The following is a 15,192-nucleotide window of genomic DNA, read 5'->3' on the forward strand; positions in this document are numbered from 1 at the left end:
AGCGACATGACTTCGGCGGCACCCCAGGCACCGCAACCCGTGCTGGCCGCTATGCCGGTTTGGCGCCAGTATTACGTGCTGACCAAGCCGCGTGTGGTGCAGTTGATTGTGTTTTGCGCCCTGATCGGCATGGTGCTGGCCGTGCCGGGGGTGCCCAGCGGCGCAGAGGCGTGGCGCATGGTGGTGGCCTGCGCAGGCATCTGGTTGGTGGCAGCCGCAGCCGCAGCCTTCAATTGCCTGGTTGAAAAAGCCATTGATGCGCGCATGAAACGCACGTCCTGGCGGCCAACTGCGCGTGGCGAGCTGCGCGATGGTCATGCGCTGGCGTTTTCAGCTTTGCTGTGCGCGGCAGGTTCCGCCGTTCTGTACTTTGGAATCAACCCGCTCACCATGTGGCTGACGTTTGCCACCTTTGTCGGCTATGCCGTGATCTATACCGTGGTGCTGAAGCCGCTGACGCCGCAAAACATTGTGATCGGCGGCGCATCCGGGGCCATGCCGCCGGTGCTGGGTTGGGCTGCCATGACGGGCGACGTGGGGCCGGAGGCGATGATCCTGTTTCTCATCATCTTCATCTGGACGCCGCCGCACTTCTGGTCGCTGGCGCTGTACCGGGTGGAGGACTATCGCAAAAGCGGTCTGCCGATGCTGCCGGTCACACACGGCAACCAATTCACACGGCTTCAAGTCTGGCTGTACAGCATCATTTTGCTGGCCACGTGTCTGCTGCCGTTCATCTACCGCATGAGTGGCTGGTTGTACCTGGCCGCTGCTTTGGTGTTGAATGCGGGCTTTATGGGGCACGCTTTTAAACTCTGGCGCAACTACTCGGACACGCAGGCGCGTAAAACGTTTCGGTTTTCACTCATTCACTTGTCGCTGCTGTTTGCGGCGTTGCTGGTGGATCACTATCTAATTTGGACATTATGAATCGACGAATGGTTTTGGCCGGTGCGGGGTCTGCGGCAATGGCTTTGGTGCTGGGTTTTGGCGCGGCGGTATGGCTCAATGGTGATGGCGGCAGCCGCTTGCAGTTTCACGGCCTGGACATCACCGGCGCAGATTACGCCAACGCTTTCAATCTGACCGACTTTGATGGCAAGCAGCGGGCGCTGGGTGACTTTCAGGGCAAAGTGGTGGTCATGTTTTTTGGCTACACCCAATGCCCCGACGTGTGCCCCACCACCATGAGCGAGATGGTCGACGTCAAACGCAGGCTGGGTGCCGATGGCGACCGGCTGCAAGTGTTGTTTGTCAGCGTCGACCCTGAACGCGACACGCCCGATGTGCTCAAAGCCTACATGCGCAACTTTGACTCCAGTTTTTTGGCCCTGTACGCCTCGTCGCCAGAACAACTGGCTGCGCTGGCGCGCAACTTCAAGGTGTATTTCAAAAAAGTGGAGGGGGCCACCCCCACCAGCTACACCATGGACCACACGGCGGCCAGCTTCATCTACGACCCGCAAGGGCGCATCAGGCTGTACAGCCGCTACGGTACGCCGGTGGACGACGTGGCGGCCGACATCACGGCACTGTTGCAAGGCGCTTGATGGCGCAGCCGGTGGCGGCCGTACTGGTTCGCACCGGCCCCAGCGTCGACATAAAACGAAACACAGCGATACCGCGCCGAGATGCGCCGCAGCAGGTGGCGGGGCATCATCACCCCCGTGTTCAATACCTTGTGTGAAAGATAAGCCCTATGAAAACCTGGATCAAACGCACTTTCTTCGGCCTGGCTGGCGCGGCCCTTTTGGTGGGCGGCCTGGCGGCCTGTGGCCACCGCATGCACCACGGCTGGAGCAGCAACGCCACGCCCGAGCAAGCCGCCGAATGGCGCGGCAAAATGGTCGAGCGCATTGCGGGCAAGCTGGACTTGAATGCCGAGCAAAAAACCAAGCTGACCACGCTGGGCGAAAAGCTGCACGCGCAGCGCCAGGCGTTGCGCGGCCAGACCGACCCGCGCGCAGAAGTCAAAGCGCTGTTTGCCAGCGACAAGTTCGATCGCGCCAAAGCGCAGGCCCTGGTGCAGCAAAAAACCGATATCGTGCGCACCGGCAGCCCGGAAGTGATTGCGGCGCTGGGCGATTTTTATGACAGCCTGACGCCAGAGCAGCAGCAAAAGGTGCGCGAGTTCATGGAGCGCCGCCGCGGCTGGCGCAGGGGCGGTTGACATGACAGGTGGCGTGCACGGCAAGCCACGCCCAGTTGCCACAATGCAGGCATGAGCACGGTTTTACTGATCGACGATGACGTGCACTTGGGCCCGCCGCTGGCGCAGTACTTTCAACGTTTTGGCCTGACGCTGGAGCAGGCGCTGACACCCAGCGCGGGCCTGTCGCGCCTGCGCGCAGGCGGCTTTGACGCCGCCATTTTGGACGTGATGCTGCCCGAGATGGACGGTTTTGAGTTGTGCCGCACCATTCGCAGCGAAAGCGATGTGCCGATCCTGATGCTGACTGCCCGTGGCGATCTGACTGACCGAGTGGTGGGCCTGGAGCTGGGGGCCGACGACTATCTTCCCAAGCCGTTTGAGCCGCGCGAGCTGGTAGCGCGTGTGCAAACCATTTTGCGCAGGCGTGTGCCGATGCAGGTGGCGGAGGTCGGCGCTGCACTGCGTTTTGAGGGCTTGGACATCGACCCCATCACGTGTACCGTGCACCGCCAAAGCGCGCTGGTGGATTTAACCAGCACCGAGTTCGATTTGCTGCATCTGCTGGCGCAGCAACCGGCCAAGGTGTTCCACCGCGATGACATTCTGGCGGCGCTGCGCGGTCATGATGCTGATCTGTACACCCGTGCGGTAGATATCGTCATCAGTCGTTTGCGCAAAAAGCTGGAGCCGCTGGAGGCCATCAAAACCGTGCGCCATGCGGGCTACACGCTGGCCTTGCCACGGCGTGCGCCATGACCGATTCCGTGGCAATGACCTCGCCGCGCGTTGGCTGGTGGCAGCGCGCCCGCCATTCGCTGCGAGTGCGCCTGGTGCTGCTGTTTTTGCTGCTGGCGCTGGCCATGACGGCGGTTTTTTTGATGGGGATGGGCCGCGCTTTTTCAGGCGGTTGGCGCGATACGGTATCGCCGCTGATCGCCGACTATGCCGGCCGTCTGGTGACAGAAATTGGCTCTCCACCCAGTATTGAGCGTGCTCAGGCCATCGTGCAGCGCCTGCCCGTGGTGGTGCGCATTGACGGGCCGCAGGTGCAATGGACTTCCGGCCCGTGGCCGCAACGTGGCCCGCCTTGGGCGCGCACCGAACTTCGTGCCGGGCGCGGCGCGGTGGTGCGCCAGACGGCTGATGGGCACCGCATCGGCATCACACTTGACAGCCGCGCGGCCGCGCAGGCTGAGCCTGGCCCGATCATCTGGGCCACCCTGGCAGCCCTGTTGGGGCTGACTGCGCTGGCGTACGCGTTGATTCATCGCATGCTGCGTCCCATTCGCGCCATTGGTGCAGGTGTGCGGCGTTTTGGCGCAGGGCAATTTGAGCTGCCGATTGAAACACCGGGCACCGCATCGGGCAAGCCACGCCCCGACGAGCTGAACGATCTGGCCCGCGCTGTCAACCAGATGGCAGCCGACATCCGCCAGATGCTGGACGCCAAGCGTAGTCTGCTGCTGGCCATCAGCCACGAGCTGCGCAGCCCGCTGACGCGCGCGCGGCTCAACGCCGAGCTGCTGCACGGCGATACCAACGTGCAGCCCATGCGCGATGCCCTGTTGCGCGATCTGGGTGAAATGCGTGATCTGATTGCCGATTTGCTGGAAGGCGAACGCCTGAGCAGCGCGCACGCCGCCTTGCAACGAGAGCCGACCGACGTGCCCGCGCTGGCGCGCGAGGTGATCGGCAGCCTGATCGCCACGCGCGGCCCCGCCACGGCTGCGCCCACCTTGCAGATCGATCCCGCGCTGGCTGCCACGCTGGCACTGGACGCGACCCGTGTGCGCCTGGTGCTGCGCAATCTGCTGGACAACGCTTTGCGCCACACCCCTGTGGGCGCGCCACCGCCGGAATTGCGGTTGACGGCACTGCCTGCGGGGGGGGTGACGATCGAAGTGCGCGATCATGGCCCCGGCGTGCCGCCAGAGCAGATCGCGCACTTGTCGGAAGCGTTTTACCGGCCTGACAGTGCGCGTTTGCGCGCCAGCGGTGGTGTGGGTTTGGGGCTGTATCTGGTGCGGCTGGTGGCGCAGGCGCACGGTGGCAGATGGCAGGTGCGTTTGGCCCAACCGGGCCTGGCGGTGCAAGTTGAACTGCCTGAAAACTTGCAGACGCCCACGTAGATGTCCACGTGACCGGGCAGACGGCGCAAGACAGGTTGCAGAAGCAACCCTTGGGTGACAATGCGTGTTCTGTCCGTTTTATTCACGCCTTGCTTATGCCTCAGCGCCCCCACCGTTCCCTGCACCTTGAAGGTGCCAGCAATTTCCGCGATCTGGGCGGCTACAGGGGGGCAGATGGCAGGGTGGTGCGCTGGCGACGCTTGTTTCGCTCAGACCATCTGGCCGGGCTGACGGTGGCCGACACCCAGGCGGTGCAGGGCTTGGGCGTCACGCGCACGTTTGACTTTCGTGGCCAGGCTGAGCGCGCTGCCGTGGCTTACGATTTGCCCGGCGCGCAACAGGTGCCGCTGCCCATCGAACCCACGGTGATGTACCGCCTGAAAGACCTGCTGGAATCGGGCCAGACCGTGACCCCTGCCATGACGGTGGAGTTGATGCAGCACACCTACCGCGCCTTCGTCACCGACAATGCGGCGCGCTTTGCCACGCTGTTTGAGCACCTGCTGGACAAGGACGAACCATTGGTGTTTCATTGCACCGCAGGCAAAGACCGCACCGGTTTTGCCGCTGCCTTGATTTTGCTGGCGCTGGGGGTAGAGCGCAGCGTGGTCATGCAGGACTACCTGCTGACCAACGAGCTGTACCGAATGCCCACGCTGGAAGGTGGCCGCACCTCGCCCGAAGTGCTGCACGTGCTGTGGCGTGTGCAGGCCGATTTTTTAGACGCTGCGCTGGACGCCGTGGAACGCGGCCACGGCGGTGTGGATCAGTACCTGGCGCAGGCTTTGGGTGTCGGCGCTGCCGAACGCCGCCAGTTGCAGGCGGTGTATCTGGAGTCGCCTGACACGGATATATGACACAGAGGGCGCAAGTTCAGACTCAATATCAAGGACTGGCGCGCTCTCGAACGCCGTTGCTGACTATTGGTTTTGCAGCGTTTTAAGCAGCCGCTCGTGTACCCCGCCAAACCCGCCGTTGCTCATGCACAGCACGTGGTCGCCGGGCCGGGCGGCTTGGGCGACCTGCTGCACGATCTCGTCGATGCTGCCTGCCACTGTGGCGCGAGCGTCCAACGGAGTCAGGGCCTCGGCGGCGTTCCAGTCCAGTCCGCCAGTGTGGCAAAAGCTTAATGCGGCGTGCTCCAGCGCCCAGGGCAACTGGTTTTTCATGGTACCCAGCTTCATGGTGTTGCTGCGCGGCTCAAACACAGCCAGGATGCGCTCGGCCTGCTGGCCTGCCGCGTCGAGCTGCGCACGCAGGCCGTCGATGGTGGTGCGCATCGCCGTCGGGTGGTGGGCAAAGTCGTCGTAGACGGTGATGCTGCCGCCAGCACGCGCCACGCGCCCGCGCACCTCCATACGGCGGCGTACGTTTTCAAACGTGCCTAAATGCCGGGCTGCGTCGGCGGGGGCCACACCCGCGTGCTCGGCGGCGGCGATGGCGGCCAGGGCGTTGAGCTGGTTGTGGATGCCGGACAAGTTCCACACCACCCGCCCAACCGGCTGGCCGCGTTGCTGCACCTCAAAGTCAGACGCATGGCCGTGGGCGGTGAAGTCGCTCACCGCCGCGCCAAAACCGCAGCGCTGGCTCCAGCAACCCTGGGCCAGCACGCGGGCTAAGCTTTCTTCCAGATCGTTGACGACGATGCGCCCTGATGGCGGCACGGTACGCACCAAGTGGTGGAACTGGCGCTCGATGGCGGCCAGATCGTCAAAGATGTCGGCATGATCGAACTCCAGGTTGTTCAGCACCGCCGTGCGAGGGCGGTAATGCACGAACTTGCTGCGTTTGTCGAAGAAAGCGGTGTCGTATTCGTCTGCTTCTATGACAAACAAGGGGCGTGAGGCTGGCGTGGACGCGCCCGGCCGCAGCGCCGGGCCGTCCCAAGCAAGGCCAACCTCCTCGGGGGGCAGCGCACCCTGCGAAGCAGGGAGCGCGGGGGCACCGATTCTTGCAGAGATGCCGAAATTCAGCGGCACACCGCCAACCAGAAAGCCAGGTTGTAGACCCGCAGCTTCCAGAATCCACGCCAGCATCGATGTGGTCGTGGTTTTGCCATGTGTGCCCGCCACGGCCAGCACGTGGCGGCCTTGCAGCACGTGCTCAGCCAGCCACTGCGGGCCGCTGGTGTAGGGCGCGCCCGCATCCAAAATCGCTTCCATCAACGGGAATTTGGGTGTGCCATTGGCCAGTCGTGTGCGGCTGACCACGTTGCCGATGACGAATACGTCGGGCTTGAGCGCCATCTGCTCGGCACCGTAGCCCTCGATCAGATCAATACCCAGCGCGCGCAACTGGTCGCTCATGGGAGGGTACACCGCTGCGTCGCAGCCCGTCACTTTGTGCCCCGCCTCGCGCGCCAGCGCCGCCAGCCCGCCCATGAAGGTGCCCGCAATACCCAGAATGTGAATGTGCATGGGGCCTGATTTTACGATCAACTACAAAACATGGCGTGGCTTAATACGTTGGAAATACTGGATATAAAGCTATTGTTTTGGTAGTTTTCCAAAATGGCGCAAGGACCACAAGGGTGGGCCTGGAAAGGCAGGGCGGATATGGCCACTTACCGGTTGGGCAGTCCGACTTCAAGTGTCAGGGCACCGTTATGACTCTCCCATTCAGTCAGGCTGGTTTTCTGATGCAGCGTGACCAGCAGGTACATCAAGCCACCTTGCAAAGGCGTGATCGAAAACCGGCCCGCCTGGTCCGCAATGATGTTGCTGGTGCGTACGTTTTCTACGTCGTACAAATCCTCGATGCGATGCTGTTTGTAATGCTCGTCGGCATAAACGGTGATGACCCGCGCTTCGGCGAGTGGCTTACCACCATGCAAAACCTGTAACTGCATCCGCTTGCCTGCCACCAGATGGTTGGGCGATGACAGGGGAATGATTTCCACCCCGCTACCAAGGGGGCGCGGCACGTAGGTTGGAGCGCCTTTGACCAGATAAACGTCAGCACTGCTGTAGTACTTCATCGATACGGGTGTGCCTTTGGTGTGTTTTTTATCGTCTGCAAAGTAAAGCTTCCCATCGGCCGTTTCGACGGCCTTGTAGGTCGGCCCTGCGCGCACCCCGGTGCTGACCCGATAGGTGCCAGTAGCGTTTATGACGGGCTCCAGGTAAACCGCTGCCCGGGTTTTGGCGCTGGGTTGCAGCGGCTGGATGTTGCCGCTGGGGTGCGTCATCGAAAAGTTGGGCGAATCCATGGCGAAGTCGGGCTGGAATGGAAACTCTGTGAAGGTCGACTCGATCTGAAGCCGGTCATTTTCGATATTGAACTGACTGGGTTTCAGAAAGGGGACGTGAGCCTGTATGGCTGTGCTGGCAAAAAAGCCCAGCAGGCCGATAACGGTTTTCAGGTGGTGCATAAGCTGGGGCATGGTGTGATCATGGCAAAAAATGACGGCGACAGTCATCAGGAACGTTTCAACCTGGATCCGGCAGTTGGACGCGCCTTGATCTCCAAGGTGAGCATGGGGAAAGGGCAGAAAGCTGTGTATCCATGCGGCTTGCAAGAAGAACACCAGCGGTCAACGGCTGGATCGAGGCTCAGTGATCGTAACCATGAACGCGGTGAACATGGCGCGGTTTGGGTGGTTTGAGTTTTCAGCTCGTTGTCAACAAGGCTTTCAACACTGGCCGCAGGCATTGTGTGCTCATCAATGGCCCGCCGTCGCAGCGTGTAAAGCGTGCCGGGCTTGTGGTGACTGCCGCAGGCAGATTTGGGCACAATGCACCTCATGGAAACCCTGGTGCACGAAATCGCCGCCGTGGCTGCGCGCATGGTGGTAGACGATGGGCTGGATTACGGCGCGGCCAAGCGCCGTGCAGCCAAGCAGGTGGGCGCACCGCCGCGTGCCGCGCTGCCGGGCAATGATGTGCTGGAAACCGCTGTGCGCGAGTACATTGCGCTGTTCCATGCCGATACCCAGCCGGGCGAGTTGGCCGCGCTGCGCCAGTTGGCGCTGACTTGGATGGAGCGGCTGGCCGAGTTTCGCCCCCATGTGGCGGGCGCGGTGTGGAACGGCACGGCCACGCGGTTGTCTGACATTTACCTGCAATTGTTTTGTGATGACCCTAAGTCTGCTGAAATTGCGCTCATTGACCGTCAAGTGGCCTACAACGTGCAAACCGTGACTGGCTTCAACGGTGCCTCTGTGGATGCGCTGACCTTGTCCAGTGGGTGCCCCGAATTGGGCGAACAGGTGGGCGTGCACCTGCTGATCCATGATTACGACGAGCTGCGCGGCGCTTTGAAGCCTTCTGGCGATGGCGCTGCGCCGCGCGGCGACAGGCCCGCGCTGCTGCGCCGTATGGCCGAGGAGGCTGTGGCATGAATGAACTTGACCCCAACGGCGCACCGCCTGCGCAGGCGACTTTGCCCGCCAAATCCAGCCGCCGCTATGCCTTGCTCGCTACAGCCACTCTGGCCGGGCTGGCGGGGGCGGGCGTGGCCTGGTGGCGGTTTGCGCCAGGCACGGATGTAGATTTAGCCGGTTTTTGGGATCGAACCTTCCCCACGCCAGAAGGCCCCTCTTTGGCCTTGAGCAGCCTGCGTGGCCGCCCCTTGCTGATCAACTTCTGGGCCACGTGGTGCCCACCGTGTGTCGAAGAATTGCCGCTTTTGAGCGCCTTTTACGCCGAAAACAAGGCCAATGGCTGGCAACTGCTGGGATTGGCCGTGGATCAACCAGAGCCGGTGAAGCGTTTCATGGTGCGCACGCCGATTGCGTTTCCAGTCGGTATGGCGGGCATGGCGGGGGTGGATTTGACGCGCCAGTTGGGCAACGCCGCGGGCGGACTGCCGTTCACGGTGGTGTTTGGGGCCGACGGGCGGTTGGTGGATCGTAAAATTGGTCGTGTCCAACCGGCTGATCTGGCGCGCTGGAAAAAACAGCTGACTTGAACTGGGCGCTGGCGGGGCGCTTTCAGTGGGCGTTGGCCTGTTTCGGTGAAATTGAAACAATATCGGTAAATTTGTCGCAATTTCGGTTAAATTAGCCTCGTTTTATCGTTAACACGCATTTGCATGGACCTGCGCAAACTCAAGACCCTGATCGACCTGGTGTCGGAATCCAACGTCTCGGAACTCGAGATCACCGAAGCCGAAGGCAAGGTGCGCATCGTCAAGGGCGCGCCACCTGCGCCGGTACAGGTGGTGCAGCAGCCGGTGATGGCCACGCAAGCCGCGCCAGCCACAGCGGCTGCTGCACCCGCCGAAACCCCGGCTGCTGCCAGCAGTGCGGTGCCCCCGGCGGCTGCCGAGCCTGCGGGTTTTGTCGTCAAGTCGCCCATGGTGGGCACTTTCTACCGCGCGGCCAGCCCTGGTGCCAAGCCGTTCGTCGAGGTTGGCCAGAAGGTCAATGAGGGCGAGCCCATTTGCATCATCGAGGCGATGAAAATCCTCAACGAGATCGAGGCTGAAAAATCCGGCACCATCACGCAAGTGCTGGCTGAAAACGGGCACGCGGTCGAATACGGGCAGCCGCTGTTCGTGATCGAGTGATTTTTTTCGGGTGATTTTTTGAGCGGAGCCAGCGGGTGCGCCTTTCTACGCTGACAGCCGCTTCAGTCCCTGGGGCGTTCCAGGTTCTGCCGTCGATCCGGTGGCGCGTCAGCGCACGGGCCATGAGCCGCGAGAGCACACATGTTTAAAAAAATTCTGGTTGCCAACCGGGGCGAAATCGCCCTGCGGGTGCAGCGCGCCTGCCGCGAATTGGGCGTGAAGGCCGTGATGGTCTATTCCGAAGCCGACAAAGACGCCAAATACGTCAAGCTGGCCGACGAGGCGGTGTGCATCGGCCCCGCGCCGTCGGGGCAAAGCTACCTCAACATGCCCGCCATCATCTCGGCGGCCGAGGTCACGGATGCCGAGGCCATTCACCCCGGCTATGGTTTTTTGAGCGAAAACGCCGACTTTGCCGAACGGGTGGAAAAAAGCGGCTTTCAGTTCATCGGCCCCACGCCGGAGTCGATCCGCATCATGGGCGACAAGGTGTCGGCCAAGCAGGCCATGATCAAGGCCGGGGTGCCTTGCGTGCCTGGCTCTGACGGCGAGCTGCCTGATGACCCGGCAGCCGTGCGGCGCATTGCCAAGCAAATTGGCTACCCGGTCATCATCAAGGCCGCAGGCGGCGGCGGCGGGCGCGGCATGCGTGTGGTGCATACCGAGGCAGCGCTGGTCGGCGCGGTGCAGATGACCAAGGGCGAGGCGGCGGCGGCCTTCAACAACCCGGCCGTGTACATGGAGAAATACCTTCAGAACCCGCGTCATATCGAAATTCAGGTGCTGGCCGACAAGCACCGCAACGCGGTCTATCTGGGCGAGCGTGACTGCTCCATGCAGCGGCGCCACCAGAAGGTGATCGAAGAAGCGCCCGCACCCGGTATTCCGCGCCGCCTGATTGAGCGCATTGGCGAGCGCTGCGTCGCCGCCTGCAAAAAAATCGGCTACCGCGGCGCGGGCACGTTTGAATTTTTGTACGAAAACGGCGAGTTCTATTTCATCGAAATGAACACCCGCGTGCAGGTCGAGCACCCGGTGACCGAGTTGATCACGGGCGTGGACATCGTGCGCACGCAAATCATGGTGGCGGCGGGTGAGAAGCTGCCTTTCACCCAGCGACAGATTCACTTCAAGGGGCATTCGATCGAATGCCGCGTCAACGCCGAAGACCCGTTCAAGTTCACCCCCTCGCCGGGGCGCATCACGCTGTGGCATCAGCCGGGCGGGCCGGGCGTGCGGGTCGACTCGCACGTCTACAACAACTACTTCGTGCCGCCCAATTACGACTCGATGATCGGCAAGATCATCGTCTTTGGCGACACGCGCGAGCAGGCCATTGCCCGCATGCAGACCGCGCTGGCCGAGACGGTGGTGGAGGGCATCAACACCAACATCGCCTTGCACCGCGAGCTGATGGTGGACGCCAAGTTTGTCGAAGGTGGCACCAACATCCATTACCTGGAGAAGTGGCTGAGCGAGCATCGGCGCTGATGTTTTTGCGCCAGCCTTTTTGATTCTTGGCGCTGTAACCATCGGCGTATGCAGCTATTTTGTTGGTAGCAAAAAGTGTTTGAACTTCAACTGCTGGCCCCTGAAGACCGGGTGGAGCCGATCAGCGATGCGCTGCAAGCGCTGGACGCGCTCAGCGTGTCGGTCGAAGACGCTGATTCGGGAACCCAGGCCGAGCGTGCCCTGTTTGGCGAGCCTGGCCTGCCCCCACCTGCGCAAAGCTGGCAGCGTTCACGCATGGTGGCCCTGTTTACTGACCAAGCCGCCGCGCAAGAGGCCGCCCGACTGCTGGCGCTGCAAGACTTTTTTGCTGGCTGCGAGGTGCAGTCCATCGCCCCAGTGCCCGAGCAGGACTGGGTGCGGTTGACACAATCGCAGTTCGATCCGGTGCCTGTTACCCCCACGTTCTGGATCGTCCCCACCTGGCACCAGGTGCCGCCCGAGGCCACGCACGTCATCCGGCTCGACCCCGGCCTGGCCTTCGGTACCGGCACCCATCCGACCACGCGCATGTGCCTGCGCTGGATCGCCCGTCATGGTCTGGCAGGCCAGCGCGTGCTGGATTACGGTTGCGGCTCCGGCATCCTGGCCATCGGTGCGGCGCTGCACGGCGCAGCCCAGGTCGATGCGGTGGACATCGATGAAGCCGCCGTGCAGTCGACCCGCGACAACGCCACGGCCAACGGCGTGCCATTGGCCGCGGGTCTGCCCGATTTGGCGCAAGGGTTGTACGGCACGGTGCTGGCCAACATTTTGGCCACGCCACTGAAAGTGCTGGCCCCGCTGTTGTGCGGCCATGTGCAGCCCGGCGGCGCGCTGGTGCTGGCCGGAGTGCTGGAACGCCAGACCGAAGAGCTGCAACGAGCCTACGCGCCCTATGTGCCGCTTGCGGTGGCCGACGCCGAAGACGGCTGGGTGCTGCTGGCGGCGCGCAAGCCCGCGTGATGGGCTTGGGCCTACCCCTGCCCCTGCCAGGTTGTGCGTTTCGGCGCACAGCTTGCCTACAATCGGGGCACTTTTTTGGCTCCCGCCAGAGCTGCCAAACCGATCGCTGACCCATGAGCCTCGTCACCCGCTGCCCGACCTGCTCGACCATGTTCAAGGTCGTGCCGGACCAGCTGCGCATTGCGGCGGGCTGGGTGCGTTGCGGCCATTGTGGCGAGGTGTTCGACTCGGCCGCGCACATGCTGTCGTACGAAGAAAGCCAACAGGCCGAAGCGGCGTTGTCTGCACCTGCGCCGCCACCGCCAGAATTGCCCGCGCCGTCGCCAAAACTGTCTGCACCACTTGCTTCATCTGTTTCGCCTGCACGGCCCGCATCGGTTGTGCCGCAGGCAAGCTATGGTCCCGTCGTGTCGACGGCAGGTATGTTGACCAAACCCAGCGATGCAGCGTCGGTGCCTGCCAAGGAGCGGGGGGATGCGCCTGCTGCGCTGCCCGAGCCGGTCGAAGAGTCACCCGCGCCACCTGCTGCGACATCTGAGCTTGCCGCAGCAGCGCCCTCGCCCGCGGTGCTGCTGCTTGACCCGTCTGCCATTGCGCCACGTGCGGAGTCAGAGCTGTTCAAGCCGCCTTCGCCTGCGGCTGTCGAATCGTCCGCTGAGTCGCAGGCAGAAGAAGCGCTCGTGGATGCATCCATCGATGTTTCTACAAACGCGCTCGTGCAATGGCCGCCGCAGGCGCTGGGGCCTGAGCCGCTGCCCGAAGTCGAACGGCCCACCCAACCGGCAGCATGGACAAGTTTGCCCACCCACCCGGCTTTCATGGAGCCGGTGTGGGCGACCGAGCCTGCGGAGCTTGCAGCACCTGTTGCGACACTGGAAGCCGCTGAAGACGCTGCACCAGCGCATGCCGGATTTTTTGCACCTTCCGAAATTGCGGCCTCTTATGTGCTGGATTCCAACATTCTGGTGCCTGAGATGGCTGAGCCGGATGCCGTGACATTTACACCGCCCGCAGAGGTGTCCGTGAATGCGTCCGAAGAGCCACCGGCGAAGCCATCCGCAGAGGCCGGGGCGACGGATGTGCAGGCAAGGTTTAAAGAGGCACCACTGCTGCAAGACGATAGGGTGCACACGACGGCGCAGGCGACTGAGCGCGCGGTAGACGATTCGCCTGCGCCGGATGCCTTGTCACCGGTCGCACTACCGGACAAGCCTTCGCCGACGGTCGCTGCACCGATCGAAGAGCCAGCTCCTGCACTGGTTGCTGCGCCTGCTCTTGAGCCTGTGTTGGCGTCCGCGTCTGCGGCCAAACAGCCAGGAAATGCGTCTTCTGCCAGTGTGGCAGAGCTTAAGAATCCCAAGCCCAAGTTAAAGCCAGAAGCCTCCTCGGCGTCGGATCGCAGGCGCAAGCCCGAGGCAGCAAAGAAATCCGTGCCCGCATCGGCACCTGAGTCATCGCCAGAATCTACGGGCGGGTCTGAAGCGCAGGGCGGTGAACTGTCGTTCGTCAAACAGGCCCAGCGTCGCGCCTTCTGGTCGTCGCGTCCGGTGCGTGTCGGGCTGTGGACGGCGGCGGCGGTGCTGCTGCTGGCTTTGCTGTTGCAAGTGGCCGTGGCGCGTCGCGACTGGCTGGCCGCGCGCCATCCGGGTCTGTTGCCGCTGCTGCAAACCGTGTGTCAGCCCTTGGGTTGCGCGGTGCGGCCTTATCGTCAACTGAACGCCATGGTGATTGACGGCTCGGGCTTTACCCGTTTGAGCGACAACCAATTCAGCTTCAGCGTCACCTTGCGCAACACGGCCGATCTGCCAGTGGCCATGCCCGATCTGGAGCTGACGCTGACCGATGCCCAAGACCAGGCGCTGGTGCGTCGCGTGGTCACTGCCGCCGATTTGAGCGCGCCACCGTCCTTGGCCGCGCGCGGTGAATTCAGCGGTGCCAGCACGCTGACGGTGGATGGCGCTGCCCGCCCCGATGCGGTGATGGGCTACCGACTGACGGTGTTTTACCCTTGAGGCGCGGGCGTTGCCCATGCTCGCGCACTCTGACTGAATGGATCTCTGACTTTATGGCCACCCTGATCTGCGGCTCGCTGGCGTTTGACACCATCATGGACTTTGAGGGCCGTTTTGCCCAGCAAATCCTGCCGGAGCAACTGCACATCCTGAACGTGTCATTTTTAGTGCCCAGCCTGCGGCGCGACTTTGGCGGCTGCGCGGGCAACATCGCCTACGCCATGCAGCAATTGGGCGGCACACCACTGCCCATGGCGGCGGTGGGGGCTGACGGCGGCAGTTACATGGAACGCCTGCGCGCGCTGGGCATCAGCACTGATTACGTGCTGAATTGTCCTGAGACTTACACCGCCCAGGCCATGATCATGACCGACCAGGACAACAACCAAATCACCGCCTTTCACCCCGGTGCGATGATGCTGGCGCACCGCAGTCGCGTGCCCGCGCGCGATGACGTCCGTCTGGGTATTGTCTCGCCCGACGGGCGCGAGGCCATGCTGGAGCATGCCGAGCAGTTTCACGCTGCGGGCATTCCGTTCGTGTTCGACCCCGGTCAGGGCCTGCCCATGTTCGACGGCGTTGAGTTGAACCGCTTTGTCGAACTGGCCACCTGGGTGGCTGTCAACGATTACGAAGGCCGCATGCTGTGCGACCGCATGGGCACCGATCTGGCGGCGCTTTCAAAACGCGTGCGTGGGCTGATGGTCACTCTGGGCGGTGACGGTTGTGACGTGTGGCAGGACGGCGCTGCCCAGCGTGTGCCAGCGGCCACGCCCGCGCAAAAGGTCGATCCCACCGGCTGTGGCGACGCCTGGCGCGGCGCGCTGCTGGTGGGCCTGGAGCGCGGCTGGGACTTGCCGCGCTGCGCCGCGCTGGGCAACCGGCTGGGCGCGCTGAAGATTGCCGCGCGCGGGCCGCAGAATTATGTGGTGGATGC

15 protein-coding genes are annotated in these 15,192 nt (G+C 63.0%); 13 read left to right on the plus strand and 2 right to left on the minus strand.

All coding sequences use genetic code 11. From position 1 onward, the window contains the following. The first annotated feature begins 6 nt into the window (after nucleotides 1–6). The 6 genes from cyoE (at nucleotide 7) to ACK5NW_RS10925 (ending at nucleotide 5,138) form a co-directional block, all read left to right on the plus strand. Nucleotides 7–930, plus strand: a complete 924-nt coding sequence (cyoE, locus tag ACK5NW_RS10900; RefSeq protein ID WP_416927954.1) for a heme o synthase — start codon at nucleotides 7–9, stop codon at nucleotides 928–930. After that, nucleotides 927–1,550 (plus strand): SCO family protein, encoded by a 624-nt coding sequence (locus ACK5NW_RS10905; RefSeq protein ID WP_416927925.1) that lies wholly within the window; start codon nucleotides 927–929, stop codon nucleotides 1,548–1,550. Before cyoE ends, ACK5NW_RS10905 begins: the two co-directional genes overlap by 4 nt. A 149-nt stretch (nucleotides 1,551–1,699) precedes the next feature. Continuing rightward, nucleotides 1,700–2,170, plus strand: a complete 471-nt coding sequence (locus ACK5NW_RS10910; protein WP_416927927.1) for a Spy/CpxP family protein refolding chaperone — start codon at nucleotides 1,700–1,702, stop codon at nucleotides 2,168–2,170. A 51-nt stretch (nucleotides 2,171–2,221) separates the two neighbouring features. After that, a complete protein-coding gene (locus ACK5NW_RS10915) occupies nucleotides 2,222–2,908 on the plus strand; it encodes a response regulator transcription factor (protein ID WP_416927929.1) in 687 nt (228 codons plus the stop codon). Further along, on the plus strand, nucleotides 2,905–4,281 hold the full coding sequence (locus tag ACK5NW_RS10920) for a HAMP domain-containing sensor histidine kinase (protein ID WP_416927931.1): 1,377 nt from the start codon (nucleotides 2,905–2,907) through the stop codon (nucleotides 4,279–4,281). The genes ACK5NW_RS10915 and ACK5NW_RS10920 overlap by 4 nt, the downstream gene beginning before the upstream one ends. Nucleotides 4,282–4,376: 95 nt before the next feature. Next, complete coding sequence (locus ACK5NW_RS10925) at nucleotides 4,377–5,138, plus strand: tyrosine-protein phosphatase (RefSeq protein ID WP_416927933.1); 762 nt, start codon at nucleotides 4,377–4,379, stop codon at nucleotides 5,136–5,138. A 63-nt stretch (nucleotides 5,139–5,201) separates the two neighbouring features. Here ACK5NW_RS10925 and mpl read toward each other — a convergent pair whose 3' ends face one another. Further along, nucleotides 5,202–6,698 carry a UDP-N-acetylmuramate:L-alanyl-gamma-D-glutamyl-meso-diaminopimelate ligase gene (mpl, locus tag ACK5NW_RS10930; RefSeq protein WP_416927935.1) on the minus strand — a complete coding sequence of 499 codons (1,497 nt, stop codon included), beginning with the start codon at nucleotides 6,696–6,698 and terminating at the stop codon, nucleotides 5,202–5,204. A gap of 146 nt (nucleotides 6,699–6,844) precedes the next feature. Beyond that, nucleotides 6,845–7,798, minus strand: coding sequence for a DUF4198 domain-containing protein (locus tag ACK5NW_RS10935; RefSeq protein ID WP_416927937.1), 954 nt, complete (start codon nucleotides 7,796–7,798; stop codon nucleotides 6,845–6,847). 225 nt (nucleotides 7,799–8,023) lie between these two features. On the opposite strand from ACK5NW_RS10935, the gene ACK5NW_RS10940 reads away from it, so the two are divergent. The 7 genes from ACK5NW_RS10940 to ACK5NW_RS10970 form a co-directional block, all read left to right on the plus strand. Further along, on the plus strand, nucleotides 8,024–8,620 hold the full coding sequence (locus tag ACK5NW_RS10940; protein ID WP_416927939.1) for a hypothetical protein: 597 nt from the start codon (nucleotides 8,024–8,026) through the stop codon (nucleotides 8,618–8,620). Beyond that, nucleotides 8,617–9,189: a TlpA family protein disulfide reductase gene (locus ACK5NW_RS10945; RefSeq protein WP_416927941.1), complete on the plus strand. Its 573-nt coding sequence runs from the start codon at nucleotides 8,617–8,619 to the stop codon at nucleotides 9,187–9,189. The genes ACK5NW_RS10940 and ACK5NW_RS10945 overlap by 4 nt, the downstream gene beginning before the upstream one ends. 123 nt (nucleotides 9,190–9,312) lie before the next feature. Then, the gene (gene accB, locus ACK5NW_RS10950) at nucleotides 9,313–9,789 is read left to right on the plus strand and encodes an acetyl-CoA carboxylase biotin carboxyl carrier protein (protein ID WP_416927943.1); all 477 of its coding nucleotides are present in this window, start codon (nucleotides 9,313–9,315) and stop codon (nucleotides 9,787–9,789) included. 141 nt (nucleotides 9,790–9,930) lie between these two features. Then, nucleotides 9,931–11,280: an acetyl-CoA carboxylase biotin carboxylase subunit gene (accC, locus tag ACK5NW_RS10955; RefSeq protein ID WP_416927945.1), complete on the plus strand. Its 1,350-nt coding sequence runs from the start codon at nucleotides 9,931–9,933 to the stop codon at nucleotides 11,278–11,280. Nucleotides 11,281–11,355: 75 nt separating this feature from the next. Beyond that, entirely contained in the window at nucleotides 11,356–12,243 is an 888-nt protein-coding gene (gene prmA / locus ACK5NW_RS10960; RefSeq protein WP_416927947.1) for a 50S ribosomal protein L11 methyltransferase, read from the plus strand. A gap of 113 nt (nucleotides 12,244–12,356) precedes the next feature. Then, complete coding sequence (locus ACK5NW_RS10965) at nucleotides 12,357–14,255, plus strand: DUF3426 domain-containing protein (RefSeq protein WP_416927949.1); 1,899 nt, start codon at nucleotides 12,357–12,359, stop codon at nucleotides 14,253–14,255. A 53-nt stretch (nucleotides 14,256–14,308) separates the two neighbouring features. Continuing rightward, a partial coding sequence (locus tag ACK5NW_RS10970) for a carbohydrate kinase family protein (RefSeq protein WP_416927950.1) occupies nucleotides 14,309–15,192 on the plus strand: 884 nt, incomplete at its 3' end.

It is taken from the genome of Ottowia sp. (assembly GCF_047975795.1).
Classification (GTDB): domain Bacteria; phylum Pseudomonadota; class Gammaproteobacteria; order Burkholderiales; family Burkholderiaceae_C; genus Ottowia.